Raw genomic sequence first — 14,927 nt, 5'->3', positions numbered from 1 at the left:
GGTGCACACTGCTGACACGCCCTGTCAGCACCCCTCGGGCACAACCTGGGGATGCACGCACCCAAGCGACGTACGACCCGCCCATTCACTCTCTCCATTTCCGACGCCGAGCTGGATGACCTCCGCGCGCGGCTGAAGGCCACCCGCTTCCCCGCGACGGTCGAAGGCGTCGGCTGGGACGATGGCACCGATGCCGAGCTGCTCCGGCGGTTCGTCACCCACTGGGCGGAGCGGTTCGACTGGCGCGCCGCCGAGCAGCGCCTCAACGCGGTTCCTCAATTCATCGAGGAGGTCGACGGCGAGCGAGTCCACTTCGTCCATGCACCGGGTCAGGGCGGGACGCGCGTCCCCATCGTCCTGGCCAATGGCTGGCCCTCGAACTTCGTCGAGTTCCTGCCGCTCATCCCGCTGCTCACCGCCGAGCGCAACGGGGTGTCGTTCGACGTCATCATCCCCTCGCTGCAGGGCTTCGGCTTCTCGGGCCGGCCGACGAAGCGGGGAATGAACATGAGCCGCATGGGTCATCTCTGGGCGGAGCTGATGACCCGGCTGGGCTACGAGAAGTTCCTCGTGGCGTGCTCGGACCTGGGCTCCGGGGTCTGCTTCAGCCTGGTCCGCAACCACCCCGGCCGACTCCTGGGCGCGCACTACCTCAACGTCTTCTCGGGGTACCCGCGGCCGGCGGCGCCGACGCCCGAGGAGGTGGACTACTTCCGGCGCGTCGACCTGTGGACCGCCACGCAGAGCGCCTACGTCATGATTCACGGCACCAAGCCGCAGACGCTCGCCGTCGGCCTCAACGACTCACCCGCGGGCCTGGCGTCGTGGATCCTCGAGAAGTTCCACGGCTGCAGCCACCTGCGGGACGGCCGCCTCGAGTCGGTCTACTCGCTCGACGACCTGTGCACCCTGCTCTCCGTCTACTGGTTCACCCAGACGATTGGCTCATCGGTCCGGCTGTACAAGGAGGCCTTCGCCGACCAGGAGCTGCTGGCGCCGATGCCCCGCCATGACGTGAAGCAGGGCGTCCTGGTGCCCGCCGACGTCGACAACCCCGCGCCGCGCGCCTGGGGCGAGCGGCACCTGCAGAACCTCGTCCACTGGACCGAGGCGCGGCTGGCCGGGCACTTCCCGGCGCTCGAGGCTCCGGAGCACTACGCGGCCGACCTCCGCGCGTTCCATGGCACCATCCGGTGAGCCCCGGGCGCGCATGGACAAGACCGAACGCCTCTTCGCAGTCATGGACGCACTTCGCCGGCACCGCCGCCCCGTCACCGCGGCGGCGCTGGCCGAGGAGCAGGGGGTGTCCCTGCGCACGCTCTATCGCGACGTGCGGACGCTCATCGGTCTTGGCGCGCCCATCGTGGGCGAGGCGGGCGTGGGCTACATGCTGAAGCCGGGCTTCTTCCTGCCGCCGCTGATGTTCACGGCCGAGGAGCTGGAGGCGCTGGTGCTCGGCTCCCGCTGGGTGGAGGCCCAGCCGGATGCCGGCCTCGCCGGGGCGGCGCGCAATGCCCTGGCCAAGATCGCCACCGCCTCGCCCGAGGACTTGCGCGACCGGATGAACGACACCGGGCTCTGGCCCATCCTGATGCGCGGCGGGGCCGCGCCCGTCCCGGTGCTCGGCCTGGTGCGCCGGGCCATTCGCGAGGAGAAGGCGCTCCTCATCGTGTATGCCGACGAGAAGGGCCAGCCGAGCCAGCGCGACATCTGGCCCGTACAGCTCGCGTTCCACGAGGGCAAACAGCTCGTCGCCGCCTGGTGCTGCCTGCGCCAGGCCTTCCGCCACTTCCGCGTCGACCGCATCACCGCGGCCTCGGCGACGGAGGCCCGCTACGGCCGCCCCCGGTCCACACTGGCTCGGGAATGGCGGGAGGAATGGAAGCGCCTGTATCCCGATTGAGCGCGGCCACCTGCGTGAGGCGCGGTTCCTTGCGCGTCACCCGTTCCGGTGGCGCTCCCGCACTTCGTGTGGTTCCCCGGCCGGCCCAGCACGGCCCGTCGCGCGGTGTCACCGTGGCGCGATGCTCATCCGGTAGGCCTGGGGTGTCACGCCGTACCAGCGACGGAATGCCCGGAAGAAGGACGCCTGCTCGACGAAGCCGAGCAGGTATGCGACCTCGGCCAGCGTCAGCGCGGGCTGCTTCAGGTACCCTTCCGCCAGCGTCTTGCGCGTGTCGTCCAGCAACGCTTGGAAGCCGACTCCGAATTCGCTGAGTCGGCGCTGCAGCGTGCGCTCGCCGAGCCCCATGACCCGGGCGACCTGGCCCAGGGTCGGCGCGCCCTGCTGGAGGTGGTCACGAATGACGGCCTGTACCGAGACGAGCAGCTCAGGTGCCTCGTCTGGCCTTGGCAGGGCATCCTCGAGGACCCCGCGAAAATAGCCCTCCATCTCCGCGTCTGCCTTGCGCACGCCAAGGGCCAGGACCCCCGGCTCCAAGACCAGCTCGGCGAGGGCGGCTCCCGTCGTCACGGCCGCGCCGAGTGTCTCCTCATAGAGCGCGCGCTCCCTCGCTGGCATCCGCGCCCGGCGGCTGTACATCGCCCGCACGGGGATGGGGGCGTCGCTCAGCAGGGAGAGCAGGCGGATGGCCACGAGCAGGGTGTAGTCGGAGATGAGCTCACTTCCGAGACTCGGGTCCTCTCGCTGCTCACGGATGTACAGAGCGTCGTCTCGGAGCCCCGTCGCGTATGTCGCGGTGCGGTTGGTCAGCTTCTGGAATCGGGCATGACACGCCATGGCGACGCCGATGTTCGGCATGGTCTTGCATGCGAGGCCCACGACGCCGAGGCTCTTGACGTCATAGGCTCGAACCGCGGCGATGACGAACTCGGCATAGCGGGGCTTCGAGTACATCAGCGCCATGTGCTGGTAGGTCGACGCACCGCTGACCCGCGCGTCAGGCTCGAGCAACGCCTTCCGGCGCCAGCCAATCCGGTCGGCCAGTTCGTCCTCGGTGGCTCCGAACCGGAGCGACGCTTCGAACGCGGGCAGGACGTTGCACGCGGCGATGTCGCCCTCGGACAGTGGTTTGGCGGCCTGCGACATTGTTGGCGACTCCCAGGGTGCTGCACCATCTTCACATGAACCGGCGCTATTCGTTGCTCTTCGCTGTTTGCGGAGTCGTGGGCTGTGGGCACGCATCCATCACCCCCGTTCAGGCGGCGCGGCTGGCGACACCGGCCGCGAACCACGGTGAGTTGATCTACGTCGGGACAGTGACGCCCGAAGGGAGCCCCACACCCGCGTTTCGCTACGAGCGGCGCGTCATCGAGCGTGCGAACGGTGAGCGCGTCTCGACGCACATCACGTTCGCGGACGACGTGCCTGTCGTGCTGCAACAGGCGACACAAGACGAAAACGGTCGGCTGATTGCCTTCGAGGAGGTCCACGGTCAACGCGGCGAGGCACACCACTTCGCGGGCGGTGAGGGCGGGGATGCGAACATCGTCGTCGGACCAACGCTGTTCGGGTTCGCGCGCACCCACCTGCGTGAGCTGCGTGCGGGGCAGGCCGTCCCCCTGGTCTTCTGGGACCGAGGCAGCGAATACGCCTTCGAGCTGACCTTGACCGGCGACACCGTCCAGATGCGTGCGACGAGCTTCTTCGTCGCGCTGGCGGTCTCACCGATAGAGTTCCGTCTGGGTCCGGGCGAGCAGGTCGTAGCGTATCGCGGACGCGTGCCTCCACTGCGAGATGGCCGTGCCACGGACGCTGACGTGACCTATGTCTATCTTGCGCCGTTTCGCTAGCCCCCTTGCCGGTTTCGTGGCGGCGCGTTCGCGTTGTCCATGTCCGAGACGATCAGCCACGGCCCACCGGGTGCACGACGCAGGGTGAGGGTGAACTTCCCCGTGTCGTCGGCTTTGTTGCCGTAGCCGTATGCGCCGATGATGTAGCCACTCGTCTCTTCAGCGGCAAACGCGAGCGCGCGCAGTTGCAATGGCCCGCCGGCTTGCCCCTCATAGGCGGCTCGAATGGCCGCACGACCACGGACAGGCGGGCGATTGCTCTGCAGTACGAACCCGTCCTCCGCGAACAGCGAGGCAAGCGCAGCCGCGTCGCCCGCGCGCCAGGCACGCTCATAGTCGCGCAGCACGCGGTCCAACGCAGGTGGCAGTGCGACATCGGGGAGGCGCACGGCCGCGGCGGGAGCAGGAGCGCTCTGAGCCAGGATGGGCTCGGTCACCAGCATCGAACCAAGGACGACCCAGGGAAGACGATAGCGGCTCATGGACCTCGGGCACCGGTGGATGTCGAGCTGGGGAGACGCCCTTACTTCGGCGCCACCGTCTTGGTCGCCGTCTTCACCGTCGTCACGGTCTTTGTCGTCGCCTTCGTCGCCTTCGTCGTCGACGTCTTCGTGACTATCGTTGTCGCCTTCGAGGCCGCCGCCGCCTCGGCCGTCGACACCACGCCATTCGAATCAAAGCCCTTCATGAAGAGCGCGACGACCGCAAGAACAGACAAGACACCTGCCAGTTGTTTCATACGACCTCCTGTCGACAGCGTGTCATGTGGAACCCGGGAAATCAAGGAGAGGAGCCGTCCGAGACCTACTCCCAAGGCGCAAGCGGATTGCGTGGGAACCAGAAGAAGAACCACGCCAGGACGCCTGCGCAGAATGTCAGCGTGGCCCCGCGCGGCAGTTTCGAGAGCGCCAGCGCCGACAGGATGCATTGGCCTGGCATAAACAGCAGCATGTAGAACGGATAGGTGACGCGCACGTGCGCGACCAGGAGGAAGAGCAGGTACGGGATCCCCACCAGCAGCGAGGAGAGGAGCGCCAGCGGCTGTCGCGCCCGGATGTCCGGCCACACGAGCGGAATGGCGAGCCAGATGAACAGCAGAATGACCAGGTTGGGCTGGTCCATGTACTGCAGGACATCTCGAGGGATGCTGCCGTCCTCGGCCTGGATGGACGTGACGAAATACGGCGAGTTCGGGAAACCCGAGAACCAACGCAGCGGATGCACGCTGTCGCTCATTCCCGGCGAACCGATGGTCTGATGATAGCTCGCCATGCTGGCGAGGTGATGCAGCGGGCTCGGAAAGGCTTGATACACGAGGTCGTAGAGCCCCAGTCCCGCGAGAAAGGTCAGGGCCGCGGGGATGCCGACGCTGAGACCGACCCGTGTCGTGACCGCCAGCGCGGCCTTGGAGTACCACCGCTCCTGGCTGAGCAAGGCGTAGAGGACCAGCGCGATGAACACCATCGCCACCACGCCCTTGGCCAGCATGCCAACGCCGAGCGCGAGTCCAGCGAGCCACCACCTCTGTCCCGTGAACAAGTAGACGCCCAGCATCGCGAAGAAGAACGCCGGGATGTCGAGCATGGCGATCGACGAGTGGACGAACCAGAGGTTCTCGAAGCCGAGCAGGAAGGCGGCGAGGAGCGCGACACGGCCGTCCGTGAGCCTCCGCGCGAGGAGGTAGAGCAGCACCAGCGTGAAGCTGCCTGCGAAGACGGAGGGCAGGCGCCAGCCGAATCCCCGGTCACCGAACGCCTGGATGCTGAGTGCGATGAGAACCTTGGCCAGAGGTGGGTGCTCCTCGTTGCATCCCGTCCCGGCCATCAGACACCTGGCCGCCGGTACGTAGTGGGCCTCGTCGAAGACATAGGACAGGGTCGGCTGATCGATGATGAGCAGATGAAGCAGCAGGACCCCCGCCACGAGCGCCACGAGTGCCCAGCCCTCGCTGGACGTCGAGGGCTTCGGCGGCGTCGAGCCATCCCACCGACGCATCTTGAGACTCCATCGAGAAGGTGCGTCCATGATTGATGGCCGGAGGATACTCACGGACCTGTCTGAAGCGAGCACGAAGGACGGCTCCCTCGGGCCCTGAGACACGGCTCGAAATGGACTCTTCCCCGAGTATCGGAGGAGCTATCCTGGCGCGATGCGAAGCACCGACCTCGACCTCTACGCTCCGATTCCGCGCGGGCATCGCGTCCGCCTGATGGGCCTGAAACGCCCAGGCAGCTTCCTGGTGGGCCCCGTCGACGTCACCCTCGTCATCGACCTCACCACGGGCACGTACTACATCCCCCACGCGCTGTTCCCCGACTTCCAGACCTGCACCTCGCCGGAGATGCTCGACGCGCTGATCCACTCGGGCAAATGGGGCATCACCTACACCTACGAAGGGGAAGTGCTCACCTCGGCGGTGACCCTCAAGGAAGCAGGCAAGTACAACTACGCCGTGACCCGGCTGTTCGTCTCCCCGTGAGCTCCTTGGAAGACCTCGCGGGGGCCTGACTCAGCGCAGCGGCAATCCCAGCCGCATGGCCAGGAAGGACTGCATCACGTCGGCCGCGGCCTGGGTGTACTCGTCCGTCATGCGGCCATGAAGGTAGAAGGACATCCGGAGGCTCGCGGTGCCGAACTCCACCGCCAGCGCCGCGATGTCCGGCGCCCCCCGCGGGATGTCGATGCCGTGCGTCGCGAGCAGGTTGCGCGCGAGCGTGCCGAGCCGCGCGATGGTGGACTCGAACGCGCGAAAGCTCACATCCGAGACCGGCCCGCTCAGCAGGACCACCTGCGCCGCCGGATGCGCGCGGTAGAAGTCCGCCGCCGCATGCACCATGCGCGTCATCGGCTCCTGCCAGTCCTTGGCCCCCAGCAGGCTCTGGGCATAGCGCGTCAGGTGCGCCTCCAGCGCCGCCAGCTGGCGCTCCGCCAGCTCGTTGAGCAGGGCCTGGGGGGTCGGAAAGAACTTGTAGATGGTCGACCGCGGGTACTCCAGACGCTCCGCCAGCGTCGGAATCGAGAACGCCGAGAGCCCTGATTCGAGCAGCAGCCCCTCCGCCGCCTGGAGCACGGCATCGACCCGGACCTTGGCGCGCTGCTGCTGCGGCTTGCGCGCCACGAAGTCGGGGTGGGGGGCGGATTGACGCGCATCGTCAGCCATGGCTCGTGACTCCATTGCGTTCGTCGCGGACGCGAAGTCGGCACCGCGCGTTCTTCCACGCCGGGGTTCGCTCGACAACCCAGCGGTGGCGGCCAGGACATGCCTCGGACTGGATGCCCGCACGGGCCCCACCTGGCTCCGGTGTCCCCCAAAACGTCAATAAGCAGCAAAAGTCGCCCAAGGCACTTTCGCGACAAATGTCCCTTATTGGCGACAAATGTGAACTATTCTCACACCGAGCGTGCGCCCTGAAACGGACGTCTTCGAGCGCATGCCCACCGGTCGGACCGCGACCCCATCCGACCGACCCACAGGCAGACAGGAGGAGGGACGTCATGGCGGCACGTCTGATTCGAAGCGGTCTCGTCGCGATGTGTTTCGTATTTGCCGGCAGTACACCGGCGGCAGCGCAATCCGACCTGCTCGGCAGCAAGCGCGGCGGGCACTATTGGTTCGAGTTCTGTACTGGCAAGTCGGATGCGACGCCCCTGCCGGCGGATCCACGCTCACTCGTGACGCCGACGTCGAACAAGAACGTCGTGTTCAACGTGGGATGGAACTCGTGCATGAACCGCACGCCGCAGACGTGCGGCGAGCTGCGGTCGGTCAACGCGGCGGGAGGGCGGCTGCTCGGGGGAAATGGAGACCCCGACGCCGGCTGGGAGTTCAGCGGCCACTCCGCGTGGAGTCTCTGGTCGATGTCCGCGGCCCAGTACAACGCGCTGTGGCTCAGGTGGGGCCTGCCGTTCCGCCCTTCCGACTTCGACAACCTCGTCGCCGAGCGTTACGGCGTCCCGCTCAGTCAGCAGCGCAATCCGTATCCCCTCCCCTTCGAGGACCCGAACCGCACGAACGGTGGCTCCGGCCAGTTGCCCATGGCGCTGACACAGACACGCAACGCCGACGGCTCGTGGAGCGGACAGATTGGCGTCACGTGCTCGGTCTGCCACAGCGGCCAGATTGGCAAGCCGAGCGACGGCGCGGGCCTGGGGGCGCTGCACGGGACCAACGGCCTCACCGACGCGACGCTGTTCCTGGGCGAGCTGGGAGGCCTCAACCCCGCCTTCACCATCGCCTCCCTGAACCGCATCCGCGGCACGGGCAACATCACCAACTTCCAGCTCTTCGCCCTGCTCACCATCTTCGACCCCGACGGGACCATCCCCGGCGTCATCCTCAATCCGAGCATCTGGGCGGCCGGCTCGACGGGCACGGAGGACCCGCCGAACTGGTGGAACCTCGGGCACCGGCCGGTGAAGTTCTACGACGCCGGGATGAGCAGCGACGCCACGCGCATCGAGCTCTCCTGGTACATGCCGGGCGCCGCGCTGCCGACCTACCAGGGCGGCTACGAGTGGATCCTCGAGAATGAGTACCAGGCGAACACCTGGATGCTCGGGCTGAAGTCGCCGGCCTACCCGCTGCCGGTCAACACGGCGCTCGCGCAGCAGGGGGCGGTCCTGTTCCACACGCTCGACTTGTGGGCGCCGAGCCGAAACAACCCGGTCGCGAAGCCGCAGCAGGCCGGCAACGGCTCGTGTGCGAGCTGCCACGGCGCCTATGCGCCCCGCTACGTGAACGACCCGAGCTTCCTCGCCACTCCGTTGTTCGAGGGCATGGCGGCCAACGTCACGCCCATCGACATCATCGACACCGATGACGCCCGGATGCTCGCCAACGACGGCGCCGTCGAGACCCAGGCGAAGTACAGCTTCTTCGGCTACAACGGGCAGGAAGGCTGCGCCGAGAAGTACAACATGATCGGCTATCTCGCGCAGCCGCTCTACGGCATCTGGGCGTCCGGCCCGTACTTCCACAACGGCTCGGTGCCCGACCTCTGGAGCCTGCTCAAGTCGTCGGACCGACCGCGCATCTGGCGTCGCAAGTCGAAGCCGGCGAGGTTCGGCGTGGTGATGGGCTTCGAGACCGACCTGGCGAAGGGCTATGACCAGGGCAAGGTCGGGTGGAAGTACGACACGATTCCGTGCAGCTACCTGACCTTCTCGCCGTTCAACCACTGCAACCCGTGGGACCCGAACGAGACGCCGCTCATCGAGGGCGGGCTGTCGCTGCTGTACGGCAACGGCGCGCTGGCCTGGAACCTCCTGGGCAGCATCGTGGCCCCGAGCTTCACGAACTCGGACATCGAGGACCGGAAGATCTACAACACCCGGATGTTCAGCCAGTCGAACTCGGGCCACACGTTCACCGACGTGCTGACGGACGCGGAGCGCACCGCGCTCATCGAGTACATGAAGACGCTGTGAGCCGTCCGCTGGAGCGTGGCGGGGATTCGCTCGCCACGCTCCGGCACGCTCCGTGGAGTGGCCCCCGCGGCGCTCCCCTTCGAGGCCCCGCGAGCGCATCCGTTCAGGGGTCCGGGCCAAGGCGAGGCCCATGGTCGTGGCGCCTCAGGAGGGGCCGCTCCCCTGGGGGCTGGCGCGACGGGCCATGGCGGCTTCACGCGCGTCCGGGAAGGCACGCTCGATGCTGGCGTCCAGCAGCGAGAGCTGTCGCTCCAGCTCGGCGCGCCGGAAGGGGGGCGCCACGCGCAGCAGGTCCTCCAGCAGGAAGCGCAGGCGCCGGACGACCTGGACGGAGCGCTCGCCATACTGGCGAAGCTCGTCGATGGCGAGCCGGAGGTAGGCGCTCCAGTCCGGGCGCGGGCAGAGCAGTCGGAGCGCGCCCTCCTCGTCTTTGCGTGACGGGGCGGGAAAGCGCCGATGGACCATGCGCCGCAGCAGGTCATGGAGCTGGTCGATGGCCTGCACGGCCGTGGTGGGGTCATTGATGCCCGGAGAGAGGGCCCGCTCCGCGACGTCGACGAGTTGGCGGAAGCCGAACGCGGTGTCCTGCTGGAGCGTCCGCTCGGGGCCGACGACCACGGCCTCCGTCAAGGCCTTCACGTCGAGCTTCGCGGCGTCTCCCCACACCTCGAAGAGCGGGCCGCCGTGGGGGATGAAGTCACCCATCATCGGCAGCAGGGCCAGCAGGACGTCGGCCTCCCGGGCACAGGCCAGCAGACGTGACTCGTCGATGACGACGAGGACCCCGGACGGCCCGTCATGGGGGACGAGGAGTGATGCGGGCGCCACGGGTCGCTCCAGGCGCCCCTCCTCCGCGTCCTGGCCGATGCCCTCCGGGTACATCCGCTCCAGGGTGCGGCAGGTCTCCTGACGGATGCGCTCGAGGATGACCACGGCGCGGATGGACTGGGCGACATGGTGGATGAAGTAGATGAACGTCGCCACGCAGAGCAGCGCGAGGACGACGGCGAGCCAGACCGAGAGCGAGGGCACGTAGCCCTCGTTGCCCCGCCATTCCGTCGCGCCTCGGACGCCTCGCAGCGTCAGCAGGGCGTAGACGAACGTCCCCACGAAGATGCCGAGGGCGAGCTGACTCCGCCGGTCCCCCAGGAAGGTGCGCATCACGCGCGGAGAGAACTGATTGCTGGCCTGCTGGAGGACGAGGATGGTGACGGAGAACACGAGGCCCGCGAACGTCATCATCGAGGAGGCCACCGCGGTGAGGACCGAGCGGGCGCCCTCCGGCCCGCCTCGAAAGAGGTACCAGGCGTGCTCCGTCTGCTCCAGTCGCGAGTCGATGGCCTGGGCGAGGTAGGAGAGGCCGATGGTTCCCACGACACACAGCGCGGGCACCAGCCAATAGCTCATGTTCAGCCGCTCGGTGAGGCGCGCGAATCGAGGCGTCATGATGGTCGCGACGAGCACCGGGCCGCGGACGCGGCGCCGCGAGCCCGGCTGGCGGGAGGAGGCTCGGCCTTCCTGCTCGACTCAGGCAATACTGGGCACGCCGCATCCGGACGGAAGGGACCGCGGCACGGCCAGACAGGAGGAGACAGGGCTCCGTCGGGGGACCGCCAGGCGACCATGCGTCAGGCCTGTCGGCGCGGGTGTGCCCCTGAGCCGCGGAACGCTCCTTGACCCGCCGAGGGGTCAGAAGAGGCTGACCTGCTGATACATCAGGCCCGAGAACCCAGCCCGAGCCCACGGCTCAGCCATACAGCTCGCTCAGCGGCCCCGGCGCGATGCGCGTACTGCCCTCCTGCCCGAAGGTGTTGAAGTCCGCGTCCCCGAACGCGTGGCCGAGCGTGTTGAAGAGGTTGGAGACCTGCCGGTTCCGGGCCGCGTCGAACTTCGGGTACACGACGGTGCGCCCGTCGGTCTTCAGGCCCAGCGCGTTGCCGCCGACCACGAGCTTGGGCCACTCCCGCGAGGTCGAGTGGTGCTGCTCGCCGTTGTCGGACATGAAGACGATGGCGGTGTGGTCCAGCATCGAGCCGCTCGCGCCAATCTCCGGCGTGGCGGCCAGCGTCCTCGCCAGGTTCGCCACCAGCTGCACGTGGCGGCGGGTGACCTCGGCGACGCGGTCCCAGTTCTGCCCCGCGTCCAGGCCGTGCTGCAGGCTGTGTCGCGCGACGTCGGCCACGTCCGCGCCGTAGGCCACGTCGAAGCCCGAGCTTCCCGTCGCCAGCACCACCGTGTTCGTCAATCCACCCAGCAGCGACGCCGTGGCGATCTGGAACTGCGCCTCGAACCACTTCAGCGAGTCGGGCGGTGAGCCCGCGCCGGTGATGAGCGGGTTGTCCTTCGGCGCCGGCGGCAGGTACGGCCGCACGCGGTCCGCCATGCCCGCGAGCTGGTCCTCGCGCGTGCGCAGCGACTCGAGCGAGGAGAGGTAGCGCTCCAGCTTCAGCCGCTCGTTGGAGTTGCCCTTGAACTCCGCCAGCGCCTTGCGCGAGTCGGCCAGCGCGAAGTCGAAGAGCATCTTCCTGTCCCGCCCGTTCGTCGAGCCACCGAGCAGCGAGCCGAAGGTGCTGTCGAACGCGAGCGACGGGTTCACGATGATGCCCGCGGGCTTGCGAGGCCCCAGCGCGCACGTCTCGTACACAATCGACACGCGCGCGGAGCTGGTGCCCAGGCGCAGCACGTCGAACGGGGCCCCCCGGCGCAGGCGAGGCGCGATCACCGCGTCGAAGGTCGCGCCCGCGCCGTTCACCGCGCAGCTCAGCGCCCCCGTCCCGCTGGAGTGCCCGCCGCCCGCGATGAGGCTGGAGAGCCCCAGCAGCACGGCGGAGCGGTTTACCAGATCAATGTTGCCGGAGGACGCCGCCAGCGGTCCGAGACAGGTCGCGGTGGCGAGATTGTCGCCTTCACGCACCAGCGCCGTGTCCTTGTACGCGTCCCAGAAGATGCGGTCGGTGGTGTTGGCGCGCCCCCCCAGCGCCGCGCGGGTGCCCGCGCTCAGGAGCGCGCGGGGATAGACGCCGTTGCACTCGAGCACCAGCACCAGGCGCGCCGGCGGCTTCGACGACGACTGGGCGTAGACGTCGTGGAAGTAGGGCGCGAAGAGGCCGGCGGCCATGCCCTTCAGGACGGTTCGTCGCGAGAACATGGCGGTCACTCTCCAGCCCGCGGCACGCGCCGCGTCTTCCAGGTGTCACTGGTCATCAGCGTGGTCAGCATCTTGGAGAACGAGCCGTTGTTCTGGTCATAGGCCTGCTCCATCTGCGTCAGCGTGCAGGCGTCGCTCGGGTTCTCCGGGCGCCCCATGAAGTAGCGGAAGGTCTGTCGCAGGAAGCAGCGCTTCACGTGCCGCGAGGTCGCCAAGCGCTCGCTCAGCTCCACCGCGTCGCGCACCGGGCCGTCCAGCGCGGGGTCCGGCATCGACGTGAGCGTCGAGCTGCCGTCCGGCGTCGTCCACCCTCCGCTCGTCGAATGGTCCCTCGCGCGCAGGAAGCCCGCGTGGTTGTAGATTTCGAACGGCAGGCCGAGCGGCTCCATCAGGCGGTGACAGCCCTGGCACTGCGCGCCGGCGGTCGCCTCCTGGAGGCGGCGGCGCGCGTTCTTGTCGGGAGCGTGGGCGCCGACCTGGGCCGCCACCTGCACGGTGCTCAGCGGAGGGACGAAGCCACACAGGAGGTTCTCCCGCACCCACTTGCCGCGGTGGACGATGGACGGGTCGTCCTCGAAGTTGCCGCCGTGCGCGGCCAGCCACACCGGGTGGGTCAGCACGCCCGCGCGCTCGGTGGCGGGCAGCGTCTTCCAGCGGCCCGCGACGGTCGCCGGGAGGATCTCACTGACGTTGTAGGGATGCGACAGGCCCTTGTGCGAGTCATAGGCCGCGTTCTGCATGGAGGGCACGTAGAAGGTGCGCGTGGTGAGCAGGTTCGCCAGCACGTCCTTGTCCTCGACGACCACCCGGGCAATCAGGTCGTCGAACTGCTGGATGAAGGTCGGCTCCAGCGGATGGAAGTTGGTGAGCAGGTTGTCGTAGGAGACGGAGCTGATGTAGCCGAGCCCCTCGATTTCGAAGCGCGAGGTCGCCGCCGGGGACTCCTTGAACACCCCCGCCACGTGCCCGTAGCCGAGCCACTCGCGGAAGAAGCCCGCGACGCCGTCCCCCAGCCAGTACTGTCCACGCTTGGCGCGCTGCTCCTCGTTGTAGTCCTGCACCAGGTCGAAGCGCGGGGTCCCGTTCTGGTTGGCGTCGACGCCGCCCAGGTACTTCTGGATGAGCGCGGTGGTCGTCGCATCCTGCGTGAGCGAGCCATCCTTCGCGGCCGTGGCCACGTCCGCCAGGTGCCCTTCCAGGGGCGCGGAGTAGTGCGGCCACACGAAGCTCGGCGTGGCCGAGGGGGCGCGCCCTCCCAGGGCGTAGGCCAGCTGAGAGCCCAGCTCGAGGCCGGTCAGCTCCACGCGGCCGTCCACCGGCTCGCCGCCCATCTCGCGGCGGAACAGGGCGCCGGTCATCATCCACGCGGCGTTGGAGATGCGCGTGATGGAGTCCGCCCGGATTTGCGCGGACTTGCTCGGCTCCTGCGCGATGACCTCGGTCGCGAAGGCGGTGAGGCGGGTGAGCTCATCCTCGGTGGGCGGGCGGAAGAAGACGCCGAACTCGAGCATCTGGCCCAGGTGGAAGCGCTTGCAGGTGTCGCTCGGGTTCGCGTCGTTGAACATGCAGCTGAAGCGGCTGTTGGTGAAGACGCGCTCCATCCGGTTGCCGTCCGGGTAGTTCATCGTCCACGGCGAGGCGGCCTCGCCGACGACCGGCAGGAACAGCTCCACCGTGGCTTCGTCCAGCGTCTCGTCCGTGGCCCAGGAGCTGTACTGCTCGATGGCGCTGGGGTCGAGCGGGTTGTCGTAGAAGCTGAACCCCGTCCAGCTGCGCTCGACCGAGCCACCGACGTTGCGGGTGAACTCGCGCCGGTTCATGCGGCGGATGCGCGTCGGCGCATCCGAGCGCACGCCCGCGGTGCAGCTGAAGAGCGTGGACTGGTCGAGCAGGTTGGGCTCGGCCACCTCCGTCACGGGCGGGCCCCCCGTGCCATTGCAGAGAGGCATCCCCTCCCCTATCCAGGTCTCGAGCGCGGTGAGCTCGGCGGTGCTCGCGCGCGCATGCGGCGCCGGCGGCATCGGAGACGCGTTGTCACGCATGCGAATGAGCGCTCGTTCGGCGTTGCTGAGCCGCCCGTCCATCGACGAGCTCACCCGCATGTCGTGCAGGGTGCGCAGCGGCATCGTCGCCCCCTGGCTCGGCATCGCGCCGTGACAGCTGGCGCAGCGCTCGGCGAGCACCGTCTGCACCACGCACGCGGCGGCCTGGTTCCCTCCGGGCCCACCATCAGGGTCACCTGGGTTGTGGGGGCCTGCGTCGGGGGTGTCGTTGGGCCCGTTGGAAGAGCCCTTGCACGCAACGAGGCTCAACAGTCCGGCCAGCAAGAGGACGCGGTTCATGCGGCCAGACTGGCACGGACGGCGGGTGGGATAGCAAGCAAGCTCTGCAAAGCAGGCTCAGCTCCGTGAAGCGGCTCGCGTCCAACGCGACGGGCCCGGCGCGAGGAAACGCACCGGGCCCGCCGTCATGTTTCACGATGTGGCGAGGTGCTTCAGGCGCCGAGCGCCACGTTCTCCAGCACGCCCAGCGCGTCGGGGACGAGCACGGCGGCGGAGTAGTAGGTGCTCACCAGGTACTGGGTGAGGGCCTGGTCGTT

14 protein-coding genes are annotated in these 14,927 nt (G+C 68.3%); 5 read left to right on the top strand and 9 right to left on the bottom strand.

Annotated features, from left to right (window positions below):
* Positions 1 to 51 precede the first annotated feature (51 nt).
* Positions 52 to 1,197: an epoxide hydrolase family protein gene (locus K8625_RS42605; protein WP_223785963.1), complete on the top strand. Its 1,146-nt coding sequence runs from the start codon at positions 52 to 54 to the stop codon at positions 1,195 to 1,197.
* 13 nt (positions 1,198 to 1,210) lie between these two features.
* Complete coding sequence (locus K8625_RS42600) at positions 1,211 to 1,903, top strand: YafY family protein (protein ID WP_141332839.1); 693 nt, start codon at positions 1,211 to 1,213, stop codon at positions 1,901 to 1,903.
* 108 nt (positions 1,904 to 2,011) lie between these two features.
* Here the strand turns inward: K8625_RS42600 and K8625_RS42595 are convergent, their stop codons facing one another.
* Entirely contained in the window at positions 2,012 to 3,049 is a 1,038-nt protein-coding gene (locus K8625_RS42595) for an AraC family transcriptional regulator (protein WP_223785962.1), read from the bottom strand.
* A 17-nt stretch (positions 3,050 to 3,066) separates the two neighbouring features.
* Here K8625_RS42595 and K8625_RS42590 point away from each other — a divergent pair, with 17 nt between their 5' ends.
* Positions 3,067 to 3,753 carry a hypothetical protein gene (locus K8625_RS42590; protein WP_223785961.1) on the top strand — a complete coding sequence of 229 codons (687 nt, stop codon included), beginning with the start codon at positions 3,067 to 3,069 and terminating at the stop codon, positions 3,751 to 3,753.
* Here K8625_RS42590 and K8625_RS42585 read toward each other — a convergent pair.
* From K8625_RS42585 to K8625_RS42575, 3 genes are all read right to left on the bottom strand, one after another.
* The gene (locus K8625_RS42585; protein WP_223785960.1) at positions 3,750 to 4,235 is read right to left on the bottom strand and encodes an SgcJ/EcaC family oxidoreductase; all 486 of its coding nucleotides are present in this window, start codon (positions 4,233 to 4,235) and stop codon (positions 3,750 to 3,752) included. The genes K8625_RS42590 and K8625_RS42585 overlap by 4 nt on opposite strands.
* Before the next feature lie 41 nt (positions 4,236 to 4,276).
* Positions 4,277 to 4,492, bottom strand: a complete 216-nt coding sequence (locus tag K8625_RS42580) for a hypothetical protein (RefSeq protein WP_223750516.1) — start codon at positions 4,490 to 4,492, stop codon at positions 4,277 to 4,279.
* A 65-nt stretch (positions 4,493 to 4,557) separates the two neighbouring features.
* A complete protein-coding gene (locus tag K8625_RS42575; protein ID WP_223785959.1) occupies positions 4,558 to 5,748 on the bottom strand; it encodes a glycosyltransferase family 39 protein in 1,191 nt (396 codons plus the stop codon).
* Between the two features lie 154 nt (positions 5,749 to 5,902).
* Between K8625_RS42575 and K8625_RS42570 the strand changes: the two genes are divergently transcribed.
* The gene (locus tag K8625_RS42570; RefSeq protein WP_141332079.1) at positions 5,903 to 6,232 is read left to right on the top strand and encodes a hypothetical protein; all 330 of its coding nucleotides are present in this window, start codon (positions 5,903 to 5,905) and stop codon (positions 6,230 to 6,232) included.
* Between the two features lie 30 nt (positions 6,233 to 6,262).
* Here K8625_RS42570 and K8625_RS42565 read toward each other — a convergent pair whose 3' ends face one another.
* The gene (locus K8625_RS42565) at positions 6,263 to 6,913 is read right to left on the bottom strand and encodes a TetR/AcrR family transcriptional regulator (RefSeq protein WP_223750514.1); all 651 of its coding nucleotides are present in this window, start codon (positions 6,911 to 6,913) and stop codon (positions 6,263 to 6,265) included.
* 335 nt (positions 6,914 to 7,248) lie between these two features.
* Between K8625_RS42565 and K8625_RS42555 the strand changes: the two genes are divergently transcribed.
* Positions 7,249 to 9,180, top strand: coding sequence for a hypothetical protein (locus K8625_RS42555; protein WP_223785958.1), 1,932 nt, complete (start codon positions 7,249 to 7,251; stop codon positions 9,178 to 9,180).
* Positions 9,181 to 9,324: 144 nt separating this feature from the next.
* Here K8625_RS42555 and K8625_RS42550 read toward each other — a convergent pair whose 3' ends face one another.
* The 4 genes from K8625_RS42550 to K8625_RS42535 all read right to left on the bottom strand — a co-directional run.
* Positions 9,325 to 10,626, bottom strand: a complete 1,302-nt coding sequence (locus K8625_RS42550) for a DUF2254 domain-containing protein (RefSeq protein WP_223750512.1) — start codon at positions 10,624 to 10,626, stop codon at positions 9,325 to 9,327.
* Between the two features lie 301 nt (positions 10,627 to 10,927).
* Entirely contained in the window at positions 10,928 to 12,328 is a 1,401-nt protein-coding gene (locus K8625_RS42545) for a DUF1552 domain-containing protein (RefSeq protein WP_223785957.1), read from the bottom strand.
* A 5-nt stretch (positions 12,329 to 12,333) separates the two neighbouring features.
* Positions 12,334 to 14,670 carry a DUF1588 domain-containing protein gene (locus K8625_RS42540; RefSeq protein ID WP_223785956.1) on the bottom strand — a complete coding sequence of 779 codons (2,337 nt, stop codon included), beginning with the start codon at positions 14,668 to 14,670 and terminating at the stop codon, positions 12,334 to 12,336.
* Between the two features lie 152 nt (positions 14,671 to 14,822).
* Positions 14,823 to 14,927: hypothetical protein (locus K8625_RS42535; protein WP_223785977.1), on the bottom strand; the 105-nt coding region annotated here is incomplete at its 5' end.

The sequence above is a fragment of the Myxococcus sp. AS-1-15 genome, from assembly GCF_020037055.1.
GTDB classification, from domain to species: domain Bacteria; phylum Myxococcota; class Myxococcia; order Myxococcales; family Myxococcaceae; genus Myxococcus; species Myxococcus fulvus.
Note: the sequence above shows the minus strand (reverse complement) of the source record. Positions and strands in the feature narration are given on the sequence as shown.

What these genes read in the sequence shown, in the direction of transcription:
- K8625_RS42545 (WP_223785957.1), bottom strand. Translation starts at nt 12,328, where the DNA reads ATGTTCTCGCGACGAACCGTCCTGAAGGGCATGGCCGCCGGCCTCTTC.
- K8625_RS42585 (WP_223785960.1), bottom strand. Translation starts at nt 4,235, where the DNA reads ATGAGCCGCTATCGTCTTCCCTGGGTCGTCCTTGGTTCGATGCTGGTG.
- K8625_RS42565 (WP_223750514.1), bottom strand. Translation starts at nt 6,913, where the DNA reads ATGGCTGACGATGCGCGTCAATCCGCCCCCCACCCCGACTTCGTGGCG.
- K8625_RS42570 (WP_141332079.1), top strand. Translation starts at nt 5,903, where the DNA reads ATGCGAAGCACCGACCTCGACCTCTACGCTCCGATTCCGCGCGGGCAT.
- K8625_RS42600 (WP_141332839.1), top strand. Translation starts at nt 1,211, where the DNA reads ATGGACAAGACCGAACGCCTCTTCGCAGTCATGGACGCACTTCGCCGG.
- K8625_RS42605 (WP_223785963.1), top strand. Translation starts at nt 52, where the DNA reads ATGCACGCACCCAAGCGACGTACGACCCGCCCATTCACTCTCTCCATT.
- K8625_RS42555 (WP_223785958.1), top strand. Translation starts at nt 7,249, where the DNA reads ATGGCGGCACGTCTGATTCGAAGCGGTCTCGTCGCGATGTGTTTCGTA.
- K8625_RS42540 (WP_223785956.1), bottom strand. Translation starts at nt 14,670, where the DNA reads ATGAACCGCGTCCTCTTGCTGGCCGGACTGTTGAGCCTCGTTGCGTGC.
- K8625_RS42595 (WP_223785962.1), bottom strand. Translation starts at nt 3,049, where the DNA reads ATGTCGCAGGCCGCCAAACCACTGTCCGAGGGCGACATCGCCGCGTGC.
- K8625_RS42575 (WP_223785959.1), bottom strand. Translation starts at nt 5,748, where the DNA reads ATGCGTCGGTGGGATGGCTCGACGCCGCCGAAGCCCTCGACGTCCAGC.
- K8625_RS42550 (WP_223750512.1), bottom strand. Translation starts at nt 10,626, where the DNA reads ATGACGCCTCGATTCGCGCGCCTCACCGAGCGGCTGAACATGAGCTAT.
- K8625_RS42580 (WP_223750516.1), bottom strand. Translation starts at nt 4,492, where the DNA reads ATGAAACAACTGGCAGGTGTCTTGTCTGTTCTTGCGGTCGTCGCGCTC.